The organism is Streptomyces xanthochromogenes (genome assembly GCF_014650455.1).
GTDB lineage: Bacteria > Actinomycetota > Actinomycetes > Streptomycetales > Streptomycetaceae > Streptomyces > Streptomyces xanthochromogenes.
The window spans coordinates 338,794-358,929 of the sequence record NZ_BMUZ01000011.1; the positions used below are offsets into that span (position 1 = coordinate 338,794).

18 protein-coding genes and 1 pseudogene are annotated in these 20,136 nt (G+C 71.6%); 7 read left to right on the forward strand and 12 right to left on the reverse strand.

The features are described 5' to 3' along the window. Positions 1-500: 500 nt before the first annotated feature. Positions 501-1,595, forward strand: a complete 1,095-nt coding sequence (locus tag IE267_RS28030; RefSeq protein ID WP_229861462.1) for a PAS domain S-box protein — start codon at positions 501-503, stop codon at positions 1,593-1,595. A 216-nt stretch (positions 1,596-1,811) separates the two neighbouring features. On the opposite strand, the gene IE267_RS28035 is transcribed toward IE267_RS28030, so the two are convergent. Further along, a complete protein-coding gene (locus IE267_RS28035) occupies positions 1,812-2,183 on the reverse strand; it encodes a winged helix-turn-helix transcriptional regulator (RefSeq protein ID WP_161254037.1) in 372 nt (123 codons plus the stop codon). Between the two features lie 92 nt (positions 2,184-2,275). Between IE267_RS28035 and IE267_RS28040 the strand changes: the two genes are divergently transcribed. Then, complete coding sequence (locus IE267_RS28040; protein ID WP_189765127.1) at positions 2,276-3,115, forward strand: SDR family oxidoreductase; 840 nt, start codon at positions 2,276-2,278, stop codon at positions 3,113-3,115. A 141-nt stretch (positions 3,116-3,256) separates the two neighbouring features. On the opposite strand, the gene IE267_RS28045 is transcribed toward IE267_RS28040, so the two are convergent. Next, positions 3,257-3,526, reverse strand: coding sequence for a hypothetical protein (locus tag IE267_RS28045; protein WP_189765128.1), 270 nt, complete (start codon positions 3,524-3,526; stop codon positions 3,257-3,259). A gap of 50 nt (positions 3,527-3,576) precedes the next feature. Here IE267_RS28045 and IE267_RS28050 point away from each other — a divergent pair, with 50 nt between their 5' ends. Continuing rightward, positions 3,577-3,828: a hypothetical protein gene (locus IE267_RS28050; protein ID WP_189765129.1), complete on the forward strand. Its 252-nt coding sequence runs from the start codon at positions 3,577-3,579 to the stop codon at positions 3,826-3,828. 358 nt (positions 3,829-4,186) lie between these two features. Here IE267_RS28050 and IE267_RS28055 read toward each other — a convergent pair whose 3' ends face one another. Next, positions 4,187-4,489, reverse strand: a complete 303-nt coding sequence (locus tag IE267_RS28055) for a hypothetical protein (protein ID WP_189765130.1) — start codon at positions 4,487-4,489, stop codon at positions 4,187-4,189. A gap of 109 nt (positions 4,490-4,598) precedes the next feature. Here IE267_RS28055 and IE267_RS28060 point away from each other — a divergent pair. Continuing rightward, positions 4,599-4,982, forward strand: a pseudogene (locus IE267_RS28060) (2Fe-2S iron-sulfur cluster-binding protein); the annotation flags it as partial. 61 nt (positions 4,983-5,043) lie between these two features. On the opposite strand, the gene IE267_RS28065 reads toward IE267_RS28060, so the two are convergent. Both IE267_RS28065 and IE267_RS28070 read right to left on the reverse strand, forming a co-directional pair. Continuing rightward, positions 5,044-5,613 (reverse strand): potassium channel family protein, encoded by a 570-nt coding sequence (locus IE267_RS28065; RefSeq protein ID WP_189765131.1) that lies wholly within the window; start codon positions 5,611-5,613, stop codon positions 5,044-5,046. A gap of 150 nt (positions 5,614-5,763) precedes the next feature. After that, positions 5,764-7,653, reverse strand: coding sequence for a CASTOR/POLLUX-related putative ion channel (locus IE267_RS28070; protein WP_229861463.1), 1,890 nt, complete (start codon positions 7,651-7,653; stop codon positions 5,764-5,766). A 518-nt stretch (positions 7,654-8,171) separates the two neighbouring features. On the opposite strand from IE267_RS28070, the gene IE267_RS28075 reads away from it, so the two are divergent. Together IE267_RS28075 and IE267_RS28080 are read left to right on the forward strand one after the other, a co-directional pair. Beyond that, positions 8,172-9,029, forward strand: coding sequence for an ArsR/SmtB family transcription factor (locus IE267_RS28075; RefSeq protein ID WP_189765132.1), 858 nt, complete (start codon positions 8,172-8,174; stop codon positions 9,027-9,029). A 155-nt stretch (positions 9,030-9,184) separates the two neighbouring features. Beyond that, the gene (locus tag IE267_RS28080) at positions 9,185-10,231 is read left to right on the forward strand and encodes a bile acid:sodium symporter family protein (RefSeq protein WP_229861464.1); all 1,047 of its coding nucleotides are present in this window, start codon (positions 9,185-9,187) and stop codon (positions 10,229-10,231) included. Positions 10,232-10,312: 81 nt separating this feature from the next. Here the strand turns inward: IE267_RS28080 and IE267_RS28085 are convergent, their stop codons facing one another. From IE267_RS28085 to IE267_RS28100, 4 genes are read right to left on the reverse strand one after another with little or no spacing between them, the layout of a single operon-like run. Beyond that, positions 10,313-12,139, reverse strand: a complete 1,827-nt coding sequence (locus IE267_RS28085; RefSeq protein WP_189765133.1) for a dipeptide ABC transporter ATP-binding protein — start codon at positions 12,137-12,139, stop codon at positions 10,313-10,315. Further along, on the reverse strand, positions 12,136-12,939 hold the full coding sequence (locus IE267_RS28090) for an ABC transporter permease (protein WP_229861465.1): 804 nt from the start codon (positions 12,937-12,939) through the stop codon (positions 12,136-12,138). The genes IE267_RS28085 and IE267_RS28090 overlap by 4 nt, the downstream gene beginning before the upstream one ends. Before the next feature lie 11 nt (positions 12,940-12,950). Continuing rightward, positions 12,951-13,892 (reverse strand): ABC transporter permease, encoded by a 942-nt coding sequence (locus IE267_RS28095; RefSeq protein WP_167159929.1) that lies wholly within the window; start codon positions 13,890-13,892, stop codon positions 12,951-12,953. A 28-nt stretch (positions 13,893-13,920) separates the two neighbouring features. After that, positions 13,921-15,426 (reverse strand): ABC transporter substrate-binding protein, encoded by a 1,506-nt coding sequence (locus tag IE267_RS28100; RefSeq protein WP_189765135.1) that lies wholly within the window; start codon positions 15,424-15,426, stop codon positions 13,921-13,923. A 526-nt stretch (positions 15,427-15,952) separates the two neighbouring features. On the opposite strand from IE267_RS28100, the gene IE267_RS28105 reads away from it, so the two are divergent. Further along, positions 15,953-16,843, forward strand: a complete 891-nt coding sequence (locus IE267_RS28105; protein WP_268251595.1) for a TauD/TfdA family dioxygenase — start codon at positions 15,953-15,955, stop codon at positions 16,841-16,843. Positions 16,844-16,967: 124 nt separating this feature from the next. On the opposite strand, the gene IE267_RS28110 is transcribed toward IE267_RS28105, so the two are convergent. The 3 genes from IE267_RS28110 to IE267_RS28120 form a co-directional block, all read right to left on the reverse strand. Next, positions 16,968-17,471: a flavin reductase family protein gene (locus IE267_RS28110; RefSeq protein ID WP_189765137.1), complete on the reverse strand. Its 504-nt coding sequence runs from the start codon at positions 17,469-17,471 to the stop codon at positions 16,968-16,970. Between the two features lie 145 nt (positions 17,472-17,616). Next, on the reverse strand, positions 17,617-18,879 hold the full coding sequence (locus IE267_RS28115; RefSeq protein WP_189765138.1) for an ATP-grasp domain-containing protein: 1,263 nt from the start codon (positions 18,877-18,879) through the stop codon (positions 17,617-17,619). Further along, a complete protein-coding gene (locus IE267_RS28120) occupies positions 18,876-20,135 on the reverse strand; it encodes a methylaspartate mutase (protein WP_189765139.1) in 1,260 nt (419 codons plus the stop codon). The genes IE267_RS28115 and IE267_RS28120 overlap by 4 nt, the downstream gene beginning before the upstream one ends. Between the last annotated feature and the right edge of the window lies 1 nt (position 20,136).

The following is a 20,136-nucleotide window of genomic DNA, read 5'->3' on the forward strand; positions in this document are numbered from 1 at the left end:
CGCCACGGAGGGAGGAAGAGCGCTGAGCGCCAGCAGGTGTACTTCCGCCCTCGCGGCCGTCCGGGACAGGACGTGACCGAGCGGCGGACCACCCTTGGCATGCACCAACAGCACCTTGCTCACTGAAGTTCGTCTCCATTCGTCCGTGTGGTACGTGCCCCGTACATGTCGTACGCGTCGCACGTGCCGGATGGGTGCCGTACGTGTCGCCGTACGGACCGGTGATGCGCGTCGGGCGTGGGGGAAGCCCGGTGTATGTGTCGGGGCGTGTTCACCCGCACACTCAAGGGGACCACCCGACAGACGCCCGCGGCACCGCTGGGGACGTCTGCCGTTCAGGCAAATGCCTGAGTCGCAGGCCGTGTTGGGGTACCGGCAGAGTTCCGCGGCCTCTCGGACGGCCTCCACTTCGGCCGAGAACCGAGCATGCGCGGGATCGGCACGGGATACCCATCGCATGTGACTGTGCGTCAGCCGGTTGCATACGGACGGAGACCGCTGTGGACGATTCCAGCCTCAAGGCACTGCTCGCCGATGCCCAGGGCGCCGGGGCGAAAGCCCCTGCCCACCCCGTGCCCACCCGCACGGCCTCCGAAGTCCCCCAGCGCTACGACGCGTTCGCGGGGCTCGCCGACCTCGCCCCGGCCGCAGCCTTCCTCCGGGACAGTGAGGGGCGATACCTGTGGGCCAACCACGCCTACGCGCACCTCTACGGCACCGTGCCGGAGGAGCTCGTCGGCAAGTACATCGAGGACTTCGACGCACCCGCCGAGGCGGAGCAGTTCCGCGCCCTGGACCAGGAGATACTCGGCCGCGGGACTCCGGTGCGCCACACCCTCGACTACCGGCGCCCGGACGGCAGTCCGGGCCAGGCGGTGGGCCACCGGTTCCCGGTGCGGGAGAACGGGCGGACCTGTGTCGCCGGGATCTACGTCGACGTCACGGACCAACTGCGCACCCGGGTCCAGTGGCAGGAGGCCGAGGACAACCTGCAGGCGTTACGGGACCACAGCGGGCTGCCCTGCGCACTCCTGTCGGCGAACGGGCGCGTGGTCGAGGCGAGCGCGGCGGCGGCGGAGGTCTTCCAGCTCAGCCTGCCCGAGCTCGTGGGCCGCCGCGCCCACACCCTGCTCGCCCCCGACCCCGGCCTCGACCGGCTGCACCGCAGGTGGAACGGTTTGATAGCGCGCCGCACCAGACGCGTGGAGACGTCCGCGGTGCTCGTCGACGCGGAGGGGCGCCAGCGTCGCGCACAGCTCCACCTGACGACGGTCGGCCGTTCCACCGCTCGGGCCCGGCACGTATGGGCCGTCGTCACCCACCAGAGCCTCGCGCACGAGACCCACCCCTCCCTCACCGCGGCGCAGATCCGCATCCTCTCCCTCCTCGCGGCGGGCAGCAGCAACGGTGACATCGCCGCCTCCCTGAAGCTGTCCCGTCAGACGGTCGACTACCACCTGAGCCGCCTGCGCGACCTGCTGGGCGCCGCGACCCGTCCCGCCCTCGTGGCCCGCGCCTACGTCCTCGGCATCCTCTCCCCGGAGGCCTGGCCCCCGCGGTCGGCCACGGCCACGCATCCGCTCAGTACGGCGTGAGGGGTGGGTCGAGACCGGCGTGGAGGTGTCGGGCACCGGCGGCTGTCGCGCCGCCAGCGTCGAGCGCGTCCGCGCGGGCCGGGGCGACCCGTGACGACCCGTGCCGCACCCATCGACGAAGCGGCGCGGGCGCTCCGTCGGCACAGCACGCGCGACGTACTGACAGGCGTACTGAAAGGGGCCGGGCGAGGGCTGGAGCCCCGGCCCGGCTCGGCCCTACGCCGTGACGCGCGGTGGCAGCCGCCGGGTGATCCGGTCGAACAGATCCGTCAGCGGCTCGGCCACGTCCTGGCCGAACTCCGTGAGTCCGTACGTGACTTGGGGCGGTGTCGTCGGTTCGACCTCGCGCCACACCAGGCCGTCAAGCACCAGCGCGCGCAGGGTCTGGGAGAGCATCTTCTCGCTGACGCCCTGAATGCTCTCGCGCAGTTCGTAGAACCGAAGGGCGTTGCTCCGCAGGGAGATCAGCACCCAGATGCCCCATCGGCTGGTCACATGGTCCACCATGTCGCGCGCCGGGCAGTCGGTGTGAAACACCTCATACCGCGGGCCCGGCACGACCGGCTTCAGCTGCGCGCCTTCATCCATGTCCGGAGCTTACCTCCGGGTACGTTCTTACGAAAAGTAAGCCTGCCTCCTAGCGTCGAGCGCCTTGGTACTCAACGCATGGGGAGCTGAACATGATCGTGGTGACCGGAGCCACCGGAAACATCGGCCGGCCCTTGACGCAGGCACTCGCCGAGGCGGGGCAAGAAGTGACGGCGGTGTCGCGGCGCGCGGCCGAGGTACCGGACGGAGTCCGGCACTTCACCGCCGACCTGACCCAACCGGCTTCTCTCATACCCGCGTTGGAGGGGGCGAAGGCCCTGTTCCTCCTGCTGTCCGGCGACCTGCACGCCCCCGACGCGAGGCCGGCCGACCTCATCGAACTGGCCGCGGCCCACGGGGTCCGCCGGGTCGTCCTGCTGTCCTCGCAAGGCGTCTCGACCCGGCCGCACGGGCCGTCCCGGATCGCGATGCGCGCGCTGGAGGACTCCCTGCGGGCGTCCGGTCTCGACTGGGCCGTCGTGCGGCCGGGCGGCTTCGCCTCGAACGCCTTCGCCTGGGCGGAGTCCGTCCGCACCCGGGGGACGGTCGCCGCGCCCTTCGGTGACGTCGGTGTTCCCGTCGTCGACCCGGCGGACATCGCCGAAGTCTCGGCGGCCTGCCTCCTCGGGGACCGGCACACCGGCGGGATCTTCGAGCTGACCGGTCCGGAGGTGATCACGCCACGCCAGCAGGCCGAGGCCATCGCCGCCGCGCTCGGCTCACCGATACGGTTCCACGAGCTCACCCGCGCCGAGGCCAAGGCCGCGATGACCCGGTTCGTGCCGGCCGAACTGGCCGACGACACCCTGGACATCATCTCCGACCCGCTCCCCGCCGAACTGCGGATCAGTCCGGACGTGGAACGCGTCCTCGGCCGTGCCCCGCGCTCCTTCGGCGACTGGGTGGGCCGGAACATCGCCGCCTTCCGCTGAGCGGCGGCGCACCACGGCCCTCGCACGAGGGCCTTGTCGACACCGCGACCGGCAAGGCCCTTCGCCTCGTCACCGGGCGCCCCACCTATAACCGTGTGCGCCGGCCGACGAGCCGTTGCCCCTCGGGGGTGCCCCGCCGTGTCACGGACTCGGCGGGGTCCGCGCCGCGTCGGACGCCGGCTCCCCCGGAGGCCGGTGCGGGAGCTCCGCGGGGAACGACCGCGCGAAGCGCGGGCCGCAGTAACCCGGCTCGGGCGGTGGCCGCAGCAGGGCCGTCGGCGTCGCGGGGGCCGTGGCGGTGTCGGCCTCGGCCAGCAGACGAGCCACCGACTCCCGCACCGTCGAGGTGACGAACGCGTAGACGTGCTCGGGGTCCGCGGTACGGAACGCCGCGGGCGCGCCGCGGCCCAATCGCGTACGGGCAGGCAGCCGGGTATCTCGGCGGCACCGGGAGCGCTGTCGTGGACCAGCACCGTGGCCCCGGCCGCGGCCAGTTCCGCGGCCGGCACCGCGCCCACCCTGCCGGCGCCGTGCACCAGGACCCGCAGTCCCGCGACCGGCCCGCCGCTCCACGCCTCCAGGGCGCCCAACACACCGAAGGCGGTGGAGACATGGGGCTCGACGGGCTGCCGACGGCGTTCAGCACGTACGGGGTGAGGCAGGCGAGACGTGCCATGTCGTGGGCCGTCACCCCCATGTCCGCGCCGGTGTAGAGGGTGCCCGCGTACTGGTCGAGTACGGCGGCCGTCCAGGCGAGGAGTTCGTCGTCGACGGCTTTCGCGCCGGTGAGCACCAGCTTGGCCCCGGAGAAGCCGGTGCGGTGCAGTTGGTGTTTGAGGAGCATCTCGGCCGCGAGCCGACGGCTGAGGCGGCAGGGCCCTCCGCCGGCGAACCGTCCGGTGACGAGCCGCAGGCCGCCGTTGGCCGGCAGGGGCTCGTCCCGCGCGCCGCGCGCGAGAGCGACATGGAGCATGGCGCCCGCCGGGCCCCGGAAACGGCTGACCCTGATGTCGGGCGCGGCCGGTGCCCGACCGGCCGTGGCGCACGCGGTGTGCGCCTCGTGGCCGGGGTTCATGACAGCACCGTCGCGCTCTCGTGGCGGGTGCTGTGCCCGTCGAGGGCGAGGTCGGCGCAGATCCGTCCGACGGCGGGCACGAACTCGAACGCCCAGCCGCCCGCCTGCACCACGATCCGTTCCCCGTCGGGGATGCGGCCCGCGAGCGATCCGATCAGGAACTGCCGTGCCGGGTCGGCCGGGAGGGCGGCCAGACAGGTGCTCGCCCCCGTCAACTCCGGTATCAGGAAAGGCAGATGAGCGCTGACCCAGTCGGCGGTGCGTGCCAGGTCCCCGGCATCGGGCGGGTGCGGCGCCAACGGGTCGGGGCCGGTGACCGGAACCTCGGTGTCGGGCGCCGCACGCAGCAGGTGGCCGCCCGTCCAGGGATTGCTGCCGAACCCGTGGAAGGACCGGTTGGCGCCGGACGCCCTGGAGCCCGACGCCCTCGCCTACTGCTGTGCACCCGCGGGCATGCCGGCCGCGGCGCGGGAGGCGTTCCCGGCCGGACGGCTGCACACCGAGCGGTTCCAGCCGGCGGTACGGTCCTTCGGCCCCGACACGGCGTTCGAGGCGGTCTGTGCCCGCTCCGGGCTCACCGTCCCCGTGCCCGCCGACACATCCCTGCTCGACGCCCTGGCCCACGCCGGGCGCCCCGTTCCCTCCGGCTGCCGCGAGGGCGTCCGCGGCAGCTGCGAGGTCTCCGTCTTGGACCGCACGCCCGAGCACCGGGACGACATCGGCGCACCCGAGGGCAGGATGTACGCCTGCGCGTCCCGGGCACGGTCCGCCCGGCTCGTCCTCGACCTCTGACGCGTCCATGGCCGGCGAAGGGCCCGCGCGTGTCGTACGCCGTCCGCGGGACCCGCGCGGACTACGGCAGGTCTTCCGACCACCAGCCCGGCTCCGGCCCGGAACCGGACTCCGCCCGCCTGCGGCGCCGGCCCATCCGCACCGCACCGAAGACCGCCTTGCCCAGCACCGCCAGAACGATCAGGTCGACGATCATCTGCACGCTGGTCAGGGCCCGGGCCGCCTCGCTGGTGGGCACGATGTCGCCGAAGCCGACGGTCACGAACACCGAGATCGTGAAGTACAGGGAGGCCGTCCTGGTCAGCGGCTCCGAGAAGGAGCCCGGGACGTCGTGGGCGAGAAGGAAGTAGGTGGCGGAGAAGAGCACCAGGAAGAGCGGCACGGCGACCGCCAGCGCCTCCATCGCCCGCAGCCACGGATACTGCGCACGGGTGATCGAGCCGAGCTGCCGCACGAGCAGCCACCCGAACACGGCCAGCGCCCCCAGGAACACCGCGACGGTGCCCACGCCGAAGCCCCAGTCGAGCGGCGCCACGTAGTACAGGGCCGTCACCAGGACCGCCGATGCCACGGCACGCAGCACATGGACCGTACGTGACAGACGACTGACTCCGGAACCTGCTCGTTCCATGGGCGCTCCCGCGATACGCGATACCTGTCGATACGTGAAGACGGACCTAGGCACCAGGAGAGTCACCCGGCCCCGATCCCGCCACCCGGGACGCGGCCGGCTTCCTGTCTCGTCACCGCCTGCCGGAGGGAAGGACGCCGGTGTCGGGGGTCATTCCCTGGCGAGGACGATGATGCTGTCGCCCGCGGCGAACCGGTGCGACCGTCTTTTGTCCGGGTTGAGGCGGACCCCGAAGGCGGGCGCGAGCGTCGTCTCCTCGTGCAGGCGGTATCCGATGGCGATCTGGCCCTGTCGGCGGGCGGCTTCGACGACCGTGTAGAAGTCGAGGTCGTGGCCGAGGCGCACATAGCCCTCGGCCGGACGGAGATAGATCTCGCTGCCCTCGGAGCGGAACAGCTCGTCGAACAAGCGGGCCAGGTGGGGGCTCTCGGAGATCTGGGTCATGAGCCGGCTGATCAGTTGGCTGCTGATGATGAAGTCGTGGCTTGCGCTGGTCGGGGCGAGTTCCCGGTTGCGGTCGTCCGCCAGCTCGGTGACCACGGCCAGTTCGTGCCCCGCCACCCGGCCCAGCTCCCGCAGGTGCAACAGCGTGACCAGGGTGCCGTTGTCGGCCTGCTGCCCCTCCAGCGCGTCGTGCCTCAGCAGCACGATGTGGTGGTACCGGCCCAGGTCGAGCCGGCACAGCGTCGCGGGCCGGGCCGGGTCGCCCTCGGTGACCGTGACGCACAGGCGGGTCAGGCCCGCCGCCGTCCGCTCGGCCTGATGGGCGGCCTCGTGCTGACGCGCCACGACGTCCACGGTGGAGCCCTCGACGACATGGTCGTCGAGCCGCTCGATGACGGTTGCCGCCCGGCGGTTCCAGCCGAGCACCAGGAGTCGCACCGGGCTTCTGGTGCTCGGCCGCGGCGGGGTGATGGCGCCGGTGCCGATGTGGCGGGGCGGGGACGCGATGACCGTGTCGTCGTCCTGCGAAATGGCGATGATCCGGTCCCGGTCACCGATGAGGGAACTCCACGGCGGATTGAGGTCGATGCGTCCGCCCTCGCGCAGCAGCCCGACCACCGATGAGGTGGCGAAGGCCATGAGGGCCTCGCCGAACGTCCTGCCCACCAGCTGGGGCTCGGCACTGAAGTAGAACTCGTCGCCCGCATAGCTGAGCAGCTGGTGGTAGACGAACGAGAGGCCCGGCTGGAGGGAGGTCTGCACGATCAGATGGGCCGTGATGCTGTCCATGTCGAGCACGCAGGCGTGCGGGCCCCCGGCGAGGCGGGCCGCGGCGTGGTTCTGGCCGTCCTCCAGGGCGGCCACGACGTGGCGCGGTGCGCCAGTCGGCTGCTGCACCCGACCGAGCGCGAGCAGGGTCTTCACGACGCCCGCGTCCCCGTCCGGTCCACCCGGCGCGAGAATCAGCAGCGAGCGGGCCGTGCCCGGGGAGACGAGGGCGATGTCGGCGGGGTCGGTGGGGCTCCCCGTGCGGCACACCACCTTGGTGGTCCCCCGGTGCGTCACCTTCGTCCGTATCTCGTCCTCCATCTCGACCTTGTCCTTGGGCCCCAGGATCACCACCACCGCACGGCGCTGGTTCGCGTTGGCCGCGACCAGCTCCGCCACGATCGGGAAGACCTGCTCGGACCAGCCGAACAGGACCGTGTGGTTGTCCTCCAGCACGATGGAGCGGCCCTTGCGCAGTTCGGCGAGCCTGCGGTCGACGCCGTTGGTGATCAGACCGATCAGTGTCGAGGTGAACAGCAGCGCCATGAGCGCGAGCAGGACGGAGAACAGCACATAGAGGGGAGGGCCCAGGTCGCCGCCCAGCCGGAAGGCGCCTCCGACGTGCTGCCAGATCTCGGCCAGCCGGTCGCCGAGTGTCAGCGGCGCCTTCTTGTCCGCCCACACCAGCAGTACGGACACCGGGACCACGAGGGCGAAGCAGGCCGCGGTCATCCAGCCGATCAACGTCGCCATGCCACGCGACATCATGGTGTCGAACCGGTAGCGAAGACGCCTGCGCACGGTCGGCCGGTCACTCTGTCTACCCACGCGTCACCTCAACTCGGCCTCGGCGGCCGCCTTGACAGGGGCAATGGCCTCTCCCCGGGGAGTCCAGTCCTCTCGGCGCGATTGCTGTCCCGCGTCCAGGAGAACTAAGCACGGCACGCGTCAGATCAACCCGATCGAGTACATGCGCAAGCCTGCGCGGCCGGAGCCGGCCGGGCCGCGACGAGGGGGCGCCGCGGCCGACGTCCGCTCAAGCAACGCCGCGGCCAAGGCAGTTGAGACGTTGCGGCCACGGGCATCGAGGGCCGCAGGCAATGGACGTGCGCGGGGGTCGGCGTTCCGGACGACACTGCCCGCAGCCACCGCCGGGCCGGGGCCGCTGCGCGCGCGTGGCCCGCGGCGGCGCACGGGGAGGGCGCCCGGGGCGGGACCCGTTCCCCGTTCGGGTCCCGCCCGGGGCGCCTTCGTATGGTTCCCGTCGCCCGCGACCACCGGTAGCTTTCATCACGCACACGCAAAAGCCCTGAACGGGACGTCAAGTGCACACCAGGGGGCCGACCTTGATACGGATTCATCTCGGGTCCGAGGGACTGGGCAACGTCAGCGTCTGTGCCCACCCGGATTTCGACGCCGAGTTGACGGCGGCCGGGCGGGCACGCGCAGAACGCGGACTGCCCCAGGACCCGCTGGCACAGCTCTACACACGCAGCATGTCGCCGGATCTGGCCGAGGGCCTGGACCTCCCGTACTTCTCGCACCTGTTCGCCCACCGCGGCCCCACGCCCTTCACCAGGGCCCTGGCCGAGGGCGAGGACCGTGCCCTCGGCGTGCTGGACGGCGCTGTCGCCCGTTTACGCAGCACGGCCGTGGACCCGTACCGCTCCGGCATCCGGTCCGCGGTCGCGGTGCGGGCCGCAGGACTGTCCCAGATCTACGTCGCGGGCGGCGCCTCGGCGATGCTCCGGCGGCTCGGGCACGGGATCGCGTTCCGCCGCGGCGTTCTGGAACTGCCGACCGCCTTCGACGCGGACCTCGAACTCGACCGGGGCTCCCTGCACATCCAGGCCGTGGCGCTCAACCAGGGCGTCACCCTGGCCGAGCCGGCCGAGGACCACTTCACCGTCCGCATCCCGGCGGGCACGGCCCCACGTGTCGATCCGGGCCAACGGGACGCCCTGCGCGCGCTGTTGGGCTCGGGCCGGGCGGAGGCACTGGAGAACATCGTCGTCTCCGGCGGCGTCACGGGACGCCAACTGGCCTCCCTGCTGGGCGTATCGAACTCCGCCGCCAGCCGCCATGCCGCGGTGCTGCGCCGCGCCGGCCTGATCCGGACCCTGCGCACGGGACAGACCGTCCTGCACGTGGCGACACCCCTGGGCTACCACCTGACAGAGCCGGGAGAGCCGATCGGCCCCTGAGGGCCCGCCCCCGAGGGTCCGCCCCATTCCGGCGCGCCGCCAGGGGGCATCGGTCGGAACGGTCAAGTCGATCCGGCCGCACCGCACATGACCACACTCAGGAGACAGAAGCGGGCGGGCCGGCGCAGGAGGCGGCCGGGGTTAAGGTGCCCTCCATGCACGTCGAACGCATGCGCCAATCCGAGCAAGCCCCCGCGCCGTCCGACGAGGGTGGCACGGCAGCCGGACCCGCTTCCCACGGCGACCTGCCCTCCTCCGACCGGGCAGCCCGCCGGGCCGTCACCCTCTTCCCCCTCCTGGTGGTCGCGGCCGGTGCGGCAGGCCTGTTCTGGCCCACCCACTTCACCGGCTGGGCGCCCGCCGTCCCCTGGCTGCTCGGCCTGGTGATGTTCTTCATGGGGCTGACCCTGGCACCCCCCGACTTCGCCGCGATCGCCAAGCGGCCGTGGGCCGTTGGACTCGGCCTCGTCGCCCATTACGTCATCATGCCCGGCCTCGGCTGGCTGATCGCCACGGTGCTCGACCTGCCGCCGCAGCTCGCGGCCGGGGTGATCCTCGTGGGCTGCGCCCCGAGCGGGACGGCGTCCAACGTCGTGACCTACCTGGCGCGCGGCGACGTCGCCCTGTCCGTGTCGGTTGCCACCGTCTCCACCGTCCTCGCCCCGCTGGTGACCCCGCCGCTCGTGCTGCTCCTGGCCGGGGAGTTCCTCGACGTGGACGCGGGCTCCATGGTGGTCGACATCCTCAAGACGGTGCTGGCGCCGGTGCTCGGCGGGCTGCTGGTGCGGCTGGCCGTCGGCCGCTACACGGACCGGGCGCTGCGCCTGCTCCCCTGGCTCTCCGCCCTCACCATCAGCGTGATCGTGCTGGTGGTCGTCTCCGCCAGCGCCGCACGGATCAAGGACGCCGCCGCGCTGGTCCTCCTCGCGGTCGTCCTGCACAACGGCCTTGGTCTGGCGCTGGGTTACGCCACCGGGAAGCTGGCCCGCATGGGCGCGCCCGCGAGCCGGGCGATGGCCTTCGAGGTGGGCATGCAGAACTCGGGCCTCGCGGCCTCCCTGGCCACCGCCCACTTCAGCCCCGCGGCCGCCCTGCCCGCGGCGGTCTTCTCCGTCTGGCACAACGTCTCGGGCGCGATCGCCGCGGCGTGGATGTCGCGTGCCGCACGCCGCCGTGAACAGCGGCCGCCGCCCCGCGGCTGAGGGTCAACCTCCCGGAGCGGCGCGGCGGCACGGGCGGGCGGCGCGAGGCCGAGACCGCGGAAGACGCCTCCGGAGCCGAGGTCAGGGAGCGCGGCGCGCTTCGCTCCCCTCGCCGTCGGGAATCACCAACTGGGGTACGGCGGCGAGCAGTTGCTCGGTGTACGGATGCTTCGGGGCACGCCAGACCGACTCCACCGGGCCGGTCTCCACGGCCTTGCCGTCCCGCAGGACGAGGACGGTGTCGCACAGGTAGCGGATGACACCGAGATCGTGCGAGATGACGCACAGGGCCGTGTCGCGCTCGGCCGTGGCGGTGCGCAGCAGGTCGAGGACCTGGGCACGGACCGAGACGTCCAGCGCGCTGACGGGCTCGTCGGCGAGGAGCACGGCCGGCTCGGGCGCCAGCGCCCGGGCGATGGCGATGCGCTGGCGCTGCCCGCCGGAGAACTGGTGCGGGTAGCGTCCGGCGGCCTCTTCGGGCAGCCCGACGGCCGCAAGCAGTTCGAGGACCCTCTCGCGCGCGGCCGGTGAGCCTCGGTGGGGAAGGGGCTCGGCGACGATGTCGCGTACCCGCTGCCGGGGGTCGAGCGAGCCCATGGGGTCCTGGAAGACCATTTGCAGGCCGCCGGCGCCCCGGCCAGGACCGCCGGGTCGGCCCGGTCCGAGTACCCGGCCGCCGCTGGGCCGGTCGAGGCCGGCGAGCAGCCGCAGCAGCGTCGACTTGCCCGCGCCGGACTCACCGACCACACCGACCCGCTGACCGGCGTACAGGTCGAGGTCGATGGAGTCGAGGACGCTGACGGTGGGTCGCCTGCCCAAGCGGCGCACGCGCCGGCCCGGGTAGCGCCGGGTGAGCCCACGCGCCGACAGCACCGGCTCGCCGTCCGCCGGCCGCTCCCAGGAGGCCTGCGCCTGCGGAGCCGACGGCTGCCGCACCCCGGGCAAGGCGCCGGGCACCTCGTGGTGCCAGCAGGCGACCGCGCCCTCGGCGCCGCCCAGCAGGGGCGGCAGTTCGGCGCACTTGTCGTCGGCCAGGGCGCAGCGGTTGCTGAAGCCGCAGCCGGCCTGCAGGTCCCCCGGCGCGGGCACGATGCCGGGGATCGCCCGGGGGCGGGTGCCCGGGGTGAGGTCGCTGGTGGCGAGCAACGCCCGGGTGTACGGGTGCCGGGGGGCGGACAGCACCCGGTGGACGGGCCCGCTCTCCACGATCCGGCCGCCGTACATGACCAGCACGCGGTGGCACACCGAGGAGACCAGGGCCAGGTCGTGGCTGATGAACAGCACGGCGGTGCCCCGCTGTTCGGAGTCGCCGACGATCAGGTCGGTGATCTCCTTCTGCACCGTCACGTCGAGCGCGGTGGTCGGCTCGTCGCAGATCAACAGGTCGGGGTCGTTGGCGAGCGCGATGGCGAGGACGCCGCGCTGGCGCTGGCCGCCGGAGAGCTGGTGCGGGTAGGCACGTGCGGCGCGGTGCGGGTCGGGCAGCTTCAGGCGTTCGAGGAGTTCCGCGGCCGCCTCGTGCCCGGCGCGACGGGTGGGCCGGGTGCCGTGCAGCCGGATGCCCTCGGTGATTTGCGTACCGAGGCGGTAGACCGGGTTGAGCGCGCTCATGGGCTCCTGGAAGACCATGCCGACGCGCTTGCCGCGGATCGCCGACAGGGCGCGGTCGCTCGCGCTGACGAGGTCGAGTTCCTCGCCGGCGAGGCGCACGCTGCCGCCGGCCCGCAGCCCGTCGTCGAGCAGCCCCAGGGCGGCCAGCGCGGTGAGGGACTTGCCGGAGCCGGACTCGCCGATGATGCCTACCCGCTCGCCGCGCCCCACGGTGAAGCCGACCCCGCGCACCAGCCGCGTCGCCTGTGAGTCGACGGTCAGATCCGTCACTTCGAGCAGCGGCGGGCCGGCGTTCATCGCACTCCTTCGAGCGTGGGGTCGACCCGGTCGCGCAGGCCGTCGCCGAGGAGGTTGAGCCCCAGTACGGCGGCGGCGGTGGCCAGTCCGGGCCACAGACAGAGTTCGGGCGTGGAGAAGAGCAGGTCCTGGGACTCCTGGAGCATGCGCCCCCAGGAGGGGGTCGGCGGGACGGTGCCGAGACCCAGGTAGGACAGCGCGGCTTCGGCGAGCACGGCGGTGGCGAAGGACACGGAGGCCTGGACGATGACGACGTCGAGGATGTTCGGCACGACGTGCCGGACCGCGATGGCCGTGCGGCTTCGCCCCGCCAGGCGTGCCGCGTCGATGTACTCGCCGGCCATGACGCGCAGTGTTGCGGCCCGGCTCACCCGGGCGAAGCCGGGGGCCGAGGCGATGCCGATCGCCACCATCGCGGTGAGGGTGCCCGTGCCGTAGACCGCGGCCAGCAGGATGGCGAGCAGCAGCGCGGGGAAGGCCAGCAGGAAGTCGCTGACGCGCATGACGACGTTGTCGAGCCAGCCGCCGGACATGCCGGAGACCACACCCATGGGGACGCCGGCCAGCAGGGCGATGCCGACGGCGACGACGCCCGCGAACACGGTGATGCGGGCGCCCTCCATCAGACGGCTGAGCACGTCCCGGCCGAACTGATCGGTGCCCAGCGGGTGGCCGGCGTCGGGCGGGGCGAGCTGTCGGGACGCGTCGATGTGGCTCGCGTCGTGCGGGGTCCACACCAGGGACAGCAGGGCAGTGACCAGCAGCAGCAGGACGAGCGCGCCGCCGATCGTCAGGGACATCCGGGACTTCATCAGCGGCTCCGCAGGCGGGGGTCGACGACGCGGTACAGCACGTCCGTCAGGAGGTTCACCACGAGGACGGCGACCACGAGGACGGTCACGACGCCCTGGATGAGCAGGAGGTCCCGGTCGGCCACCGCACGCAGGAGCAGATCGCCCAGGCCGGGGATCACGAAGACCCGTTCGACGACGATCGCTCCGACCAGAAGGGCGCTCAGCTGCAGTCCCAGGACGGTGAGCACGGGCACGGCGGCGTTGGGCAGGCCGTGCCGGCACAGCGCGGCCCAGCGGCGGGCCCCCTTGGCGCGCGCCGTACGCATGTAGTCCTGGCGCTGCACGGAGAGTACGGCGGAGCGGACGTAGCGCGAGAGGGCCGCGCCCTGGACCAGGCCCAGGGACAGGCAGGGCAGCACGAGGTGTCTGGCCCACTCCCCCGGGTCCTCGGCGAGCGGGACGTAGCCGCCCGCGGGCAGGGCACCGGCGCGCACCGCGAAGACGTACACGAGCAGGAGGCCGGCGAGGAACGCGGGTACGGCGATGCCCGCCTGGCTGAGGGCCGAGAGCAGGGTGCCGCGGGGCTTGCGGTGCCAGGCGGCGGAGAGCACCCCCGCGGGCAGCGCGATCAGCAGCGCGACGAGCATGCCGCCCGCCACCAGCCACAGGGTGACGCCGAAGCGGTCCGCGACGCGCGGGCCGATCGGCTCGTGTGTCACGTACGACGTGCCGAAGTCGCCGTGCAGCAGGCCGAGCGCCCAGTCGGCGTACTGCGTCAGGAGGGGCCGGTCGGTGCCGAACTCCTCGCTGAGCCGGGCCACGGCATCCGGCGTCGCGTTGGTTCCGAGGGCCACCTCCGCCGCATTGCCGGGCAGGACCGCGAGGCAGCAGAAGACGACGAAGCTGGCGGCGAACGCACCGACGAGCAGGGTCAGGGTCTTACGCACGATCAGGTACACGCGGCACCGCCCGCACCGGTGGTGGTGCTCACTTGCCGGACCACCGCACTCCGGCGAACTCCAGCCCCTCGCCCACCTGGTTGACGGGCAGACCCTGCAGCTTGGCGTCCGCGACCATCAGGTTCGGCATGAGGTAGAGCCAGTCCGCGGCGGCGTCCTGCGACAGCATCCTGAGGGCCGCGCGGTAGCGGTCGCTCTCCTCCTGCGGCGGGCCGGCGTCGGCCTGCTTGAGCAGGTCGGCATAGGCGGGTTTGTCGTAGCGGAAGTAGTAGCTGGGGTCGGCGAAGATCCACTGGTCGCGGGGCTCGCTGTGCGCGATGATCGACAGGTCGTAATCGGCCTTGTTGAAGACCTCGGACAGCCAGCGGGCCGGGAACTCCAGCGGCTCGATGTCCGCCTTGAGACCCACCTGTGCCAGCTGGTCCTTGACGATCTGGGCCGCGCTGACCGCGTAGGGCAGATTGGGGATGCGCATCTTGAGCACGGTCCCCTCGGCCCCGGCGTCCTTGACGAGCTGCTTGGCCTTGGCCGGGTCGTACGGGACGCGGTTGGAGTCGCCCGCGTACCACGGGTCGGTGGGCGCCTCCTGGGAGCCGATCAGTGTGCCTCGGCCGAACCGGGCGGTCTTCAGCAGCGCCTCGTGGTCGATGCCGTAGCGCACCGCCTGGCGGACCCGCTTGTCGATGAACGGCTTGCGGGAGTTGTTCATCGACAGGACGACCTCGGCGGTCGAGGAGCCGTCGATGACCTGGAAGCGGCTCTTGTCGGCGAAGCGCGAGAGCGTCTCGGGGGCCTGCACCGCGCCCACGACGTTGACGTCGCCGGCGAGCATGGCGTTGTTCAGGGCGCCCGCGTCCTTGAAGTACTTCAAGGACACCTGGTTCAACTGGGGCTTGACGCCCCAGTAGTCGGCGTTGCGCCGCAGGATCAGCTTGTCGCCGCGCTGCCAGCTGCCCACGGTGAAGGGGCCGGTGCCCACGGGGTGGTTCTTCAGGTCGCCGACTCCGGTGCGGCTGTACATGGCGCCGATGCGCGAAGTCATCGCGTACAGCCAGTTGTTGCTGGGGTGCTTGAGGGTCACGGCGACCGTGTCGGCGTTCACCTTCACCGCCTTGTCGACCACCGCCATCTGCTGGGCGACCTTCAGCTTCCACCGCGTCTTGACCTGGTCGATGGAGAAGACGGCGTCGTCGGCGGTGAAGGGGGCGCCGTTGGTGAACTTCACGTTCTTGCGGAGGTGGAAGGTGTAGGTGAGACCGTCGGCGCTGCGCTCGTACTTCTCGGCCAGCTGGGGCTGGATCCTGCCCTGCTGGTCGACGCGGACCAGCCCCTCGTACACATTGCCCAGCAGCGCCTGCGGGATGGCCGCCCCGTCGGTGCCGGAGAAGTCCAGCGTGGCGGGCTCGGCCACCAGGCCCACGGTGAGCGCGTCACCGGACTGCCGCCCGGAGCCGGAGCCGCATCCGGCCAGCGTGCCCGCGAGGAGGGCGCATCCGAGGAGGAGGGCCGACGTGCGGCGAGGGGGCAGGGTCACTGTTGCTCCGTGGAGGTCGGCGGCGTGTGGCGAAGGTGCGGTCCGGCGGCAGTGCCGGGTTCGGACACGGGCTTCCTTCGCGGAGAAGACAGAAAGGGAGAACGAGAATGCGGAATCTGCCTCGGCACATGGGCGTCGGACGCTCCGCGCGGTCGGCCCCAGGGAGCCGGAACACTACCCAATCACCTGACAGGACATCAACAGCCCTCCAGTGAAGGTGATTTGACCCACAGAACGAACGGCCACCCGAGTGCACCATGCACCCGTTAAGTCCAGAAGCGGTGGAACTTTGACGCCTCGACAGACTGCGCACATGATCGACCAGCCGTCGGTGATCCGTGTGTCCGGCGGCCCTCGCACCTGATAACGCCGGTCCACATGAAGAGAGTTGGAGAGAGCCTTGTCCCTTGAGTCCAGTAATCCGATACGTACCGAGCCGGTTACCGGTGCCGGCGTCTGGCGGGCCGGCGACTTCTCCGGTCCGGGCGACTGGACCGAAGTCCTGGATGAATGTGAAATAGCGGAAGTGGAACGTGCGTTGGCCGTCGCCAAGGGACACGGAAGGTCGCCGGGCACGCTTTGCGTCGACGACTTTCCGCTGCCCACGGTCACAAGACGGCTCGAAGGCATCGTGGACGAGCTCGAGTTCGGGCGGGGTTTCGCGGTACTGCGCGGGCTGCCGGTGGAGAAGTGGACGGTGGAGGACGCCAAGCTGGTGTACTGGGGCATCGGCCTGCACCTCGGCACACCCGTGTCGCAGAACGCCGCCGGCGATCTGATGGCCCACGTCAGGGACCATTCCGAGGGCGAACTCGGCGACCCCTCCGTGGAGACCCGGGCCTACCGGACACGTTCCGAGCTGCCCTTCCACACGGACAGCGCCGACATCGTGGGCCTGCTGTGCCTGCGCAACTCGGGTCAGGGCGGCGAGAGCACACTGGCCAGCTCCATGACCATCTACAACCACCTGCTGGCCCACCACCGGGAGCTGCTCGGCCTCTACTACCGAGGCTTCGTGTACGACCGGAGGGCCGAGAACGCGGGCGACGAGATCCCGTACTACCGGAATTCGGTGTACGGCTACTTCGACGGACTGCTCAACTGCCGTTTCTACATGACGCACTACATCGAGTCGGCGACGGTGAAGTCCGGTATCCCGCTCAGCGACATCGAGCGGCACGCACTGGAACTGTTCCAGGAAATCGGCTCCATGGAGGAGCACTGCCTCACCATGAAGCTGCGCACGGGGGACATCCAGCTGCTCAACAACAACGTGGTCGTGCACGGCCGTTCGGCGTTCCAGGACGAGCCGGGGCGCCGCCGCGATCTGCTGCGCCTGTGGCTGAACACGCGCAAGGCCCGGAAATACCCCGACGATTTCGCCGCGTTCCGTTTCGGAATGCCGAAGACTCAGTGACGTTTTCCGGCTGAGCGGCGGACGACGCCGGAAACGGGAAGCCCTGCCGTGGCCCGTCGGGTCATGTGCCGTGCTCGGCACATGACCCGACGGGCCACGGCATTCGCGGAACGATGGGCTGGAATCAGCCTCCGTAGGGCACCAGTTGGGGCCAGACGCTGTATTCGCCCTGGCAGTAGAGGAGGGGCTCGTGGGGCTGTGTGCCGCCGCCCTCGACCTGGCCGATGAAGAGCCAGTGGTCCCCGGCTTCGACGGTCTGGACGACGCGGCATTCCGCGTACGCCAGCGCCACGTCCGACAGGATCGGGGCTCCCCCGGCCGCCTCCGAGGGGCGCCACCGCACGTGAGTGAACTTGTCCTGCCCCTTGCCTGCGAAGACCTGGGACGCCTCCTGCCCGGACGCCGAAAGGAAGTTGACCACGAACGCCTGCGACGACTCCAGCGCCGGAAGGGTCTGGGACCGCTTGTCCACGCTGATCAGCAGCAGGGGCGGCGCCACGGAGACGGAGCAGACGGCATTGCACGTGAACCCGCGCGGCTCACCCTGATCGTCCACCGCCGTGATGATGGCGACCACCGTGGGAAACGAACCGAATATCTCGCGGAACTGCTCGGGACTTATGGGCATGTGGCTTCACCAGGATCTCGTGTGGGGTCCGGTGCGCGAGCGGGTCGGCCCCCGGACCGGCGTCGGAGTGGGTGGCCGGGCCCGCCGGGCGGGCGCCCCGACGAGGGCACCCGCCGCGCGGGCCCGGCGCTGCGTCTGGGAGTGCTCAGAGCAGTTCGTGCTCCAGCTCGCGCAACTCCTTGTGGGCGCGGTCGATCTCGGCCTGGTTCCCGTGCACGAGGAAGACCGCGCCGGGTGAGGAGTTCAGGTCCACGGTGCGCACCGTCGGCGCACCGTCGGCCACCCGGAACCGCACGCTCTCGAAGGCCGCGAGCCGCCCCAGCTCCGCCTGGATCCTGCCGGTGTCCAGGGGTACCTCTCGGCGCGCGACCAGGTTCACGCACCGCGCCTGCTCCAGCTGCGGGTAGCGCACGGGACGGCGCGTCAGCGTCTCGGCCCGCGGCGTGTAGCAGTCGAGGGTGAGGCCGACCTGATTGGCGCCCGTGCACCGGTCGAGTGCCTCGGGGTTGGCCAGGCCCGACAGCCGGGCCCCGGTCTCCAGCAGGACGGGACCGCTCGCGGTGAGGATCAGCTCGCTGTGGGCCGGGCCGTCGGTGATGCCCAGCGCATCCAGGCAGTCGGAGACGTACGGGAAGATCCGGTCGATGGCCGGGTCGTCCGGGGCGAGCAGGTCCTCGGAGTCGTACACCTTCCGCTTGCCGTCCTGGACCGTCTTGCGGCTGATCCACGCGTCGGTGAACCAGTGTGTCCCGTCCCGGCTGACGGTGTTGACGATGTATTCGTCACCGTCGAGATACTCCTGGACGAGCACGGTCTCGTTGGTCCTCAGCATGAGGTTCGTCTTGCCGATGACTGCCTCGAAGGCCGCGGCCACCTCCTGCTCGGTGTCGCAGGTGTAGACGTCGTCGGAGCCCGCGCTGTCGAGCGGCTTGACCACCACCCGCTCCAGGCCCGCAGCGCGCCGCCATGCCAGGAGCGGCCCGAGTTCGGCCCCGTGGCACTGGCGCGAGCTGCGTACGCCCGCCGCCGCGAGCGCCTCCATCATGAGGTACTTGTCGCGCCGGGCGGCAGAACGGGCGGCGTCGTTGCCGCGCAGTCCGAGCCGGGCGGCTATCTCGTCGGCGGCCTCCACCCCGAACTCACTGGCGGGGATGACGGCCATCGGCTCCAGCGCGGCCAGTCGGCGCAGCACCTCCTCGGTGTGACCCGGGTAGGTGAGGTCCTCGGCGAAGACCTCCGTGGGCAGGCTCGCCGCGAAGGTCGCGGGGACGAGGTCGCGGGAGCGCACATGCACCACGCGGTAGTGGCCGGCCGCCTCCCGGGCCAGCATCGCCCCGGTGGAGAACGCGTCCACGAGCACGACGACGGGCGGCTGCGGCCCCTGCGGTTGGACACTCAAGTTGGTCACACCGATCCCCACTCGAATTCGTTGGTGTCATAGCGGTTCGCCACGTGGTTGAGCATGTCGTAGAGCGCGTCGGAGCCCAGTCGGCCACCGCCCGGGGCGCCCGCGCCCGCCTTGGGCAGCGGAAGGCCGCCCCGCTCGCCCCAGGCCAGGGCGCCCCGGTCGTCGATGACGCAGGTGGCCGCGGCCCGGTTGTCCGGGTGCAGGCAGAAGGGGATGTCGAGCAGCCCCTTGCCGAACGCCGCCACCAGCGCGGTGCCCACGTCGGCGTCGAGGTTGAGCACCGCGTCGACGAGGAGCCGGGCCTCCGCGAGCGTCTCCTCGAAGAAGGCGTCCTCCAGCGCGGAGGGCGCCGAGCGCGTCCCGGGGTCATCGGCGGCCAGGGTCAGGGCCGAGAGGTTTTCGGACACGCTGGGTATCTGCCAGGCCTCCGAGACCGTCTTGACGATCATTCGCTCGCATCCGGCGTCGCGCGCGAGGCGGGCGCTGTCCCGGATGAGCGCGCCCGCACCGTCCGGGGTGCGGGGGAAGAGTCCCATGTACGTGTAGAGCACCACGTGCCAGGTGGTGTCCCCCAGGTACTCCGCGGCCAGGGCCCGCAACGCCCGCAGGGCGCCCCGGTCCTGGACGGCCAGCGTCCCCTGCGCATAGCTCAGCGACAGGTGGCGCACCCCGTGCTGCCGGAAGAACCGGCCCTCCAGGATACCCATCGCCACCAGCAGGGACGGCGGGCAGAGCTGCCCGAGCAGGCAGCCGCCGAAGCTCTCGATGTGCCCGTGTTCCGTCGTGCCGGCCAGGAAGCGGCAGCTTTCCGCCCACGCCGTCACGGCGTCGGCCAGCGGGAGGCGGCTGTAGGGCAGACAGTAGGAGACCGGTCCGCCCTCCGTCGCGTCCAGGCCGACCTCGACCAGCCTTTCGAAGACACGCTGCGGCCGCGCGGTACCGTGCCGCACCTGCACGGGGAAGCCAGGCCCGTACAGGCCGTGCAGCATGTCCCGGGTCGCACCCGTCGGATGCGACACCAAGGGGTAGCCGTTGAGCTCCTCCCCCAAGGCGAGACGCTCCAGGGACGTGGTGTAGTCACCGACCCTGGTGTAACTGTCGATCGTGACCGTACCGACGGCCCTGACACCGAGGTCAGCCACGGCCCGCAGTCCCGCGCGCATGGTGTGGATGTTGCCCATCCCCATGCGCGGCTGGACGACCAGGGTCCGCAGCCGACGGGAGTCGGCTACGAACCGGTCGAAGTATCCGGACACG

Excerpts from the sequence above, each read along its gene's own strand:
- IE267_RS28085 (WP_189765133.1), bottom strand. The coding sequence starts at position 12,139 with ATGAACGCCGGCCCGCCGCTGCTCGAAGTGACGGATCTGACCGTCGAC.
- IE267_RS28040 (WP_189765127.1), top strand. The coding sequence starts at position 2,276 with ATGATCGTGGTGACCGGAGCCACCGGAAACATCGGCCGGCCCTTGACG.
- IE267_RS28090 (WP_229861465.1), bottom strand. The coding sequence starts at position 12,939 with ATGTCCCTGACGATCGGCGGCGCGCTCGTCCTGCTGCTGCTGGTCACT.
- IE267_RS28065 (WP_189765131.1), bottom strand. The coding sequence starts at position 5,613 with ATGGAACGAGCAGGTTCCGGAGTCAGTCGTCTGTCACGTACGGTCCAT.
- IE267_RS28080 (WP_229861464.1), top strand. The coding sequence starts at position 9,185 with ATGCACGTCGAACGCATGCGCCAATCCGAGCAAGCCCCCGCGCCGTCC.
- IE267_RS28035 (WP_161254037.1), bottom strand. The coding sequence starts at position 2,183 with ATGGATGAAGGCGCGCAGCTGAAGCCGGTCGTGCCGGGCCCGCGGTAT.
- IE267_RS28110 (WP_189765137.1), bottom strand. The coding sequence starts at position 17,471 with ATGCCCATAAGTCCCGAGCAGTTCCGCGAGATATTCGGTTCGTTTCCC.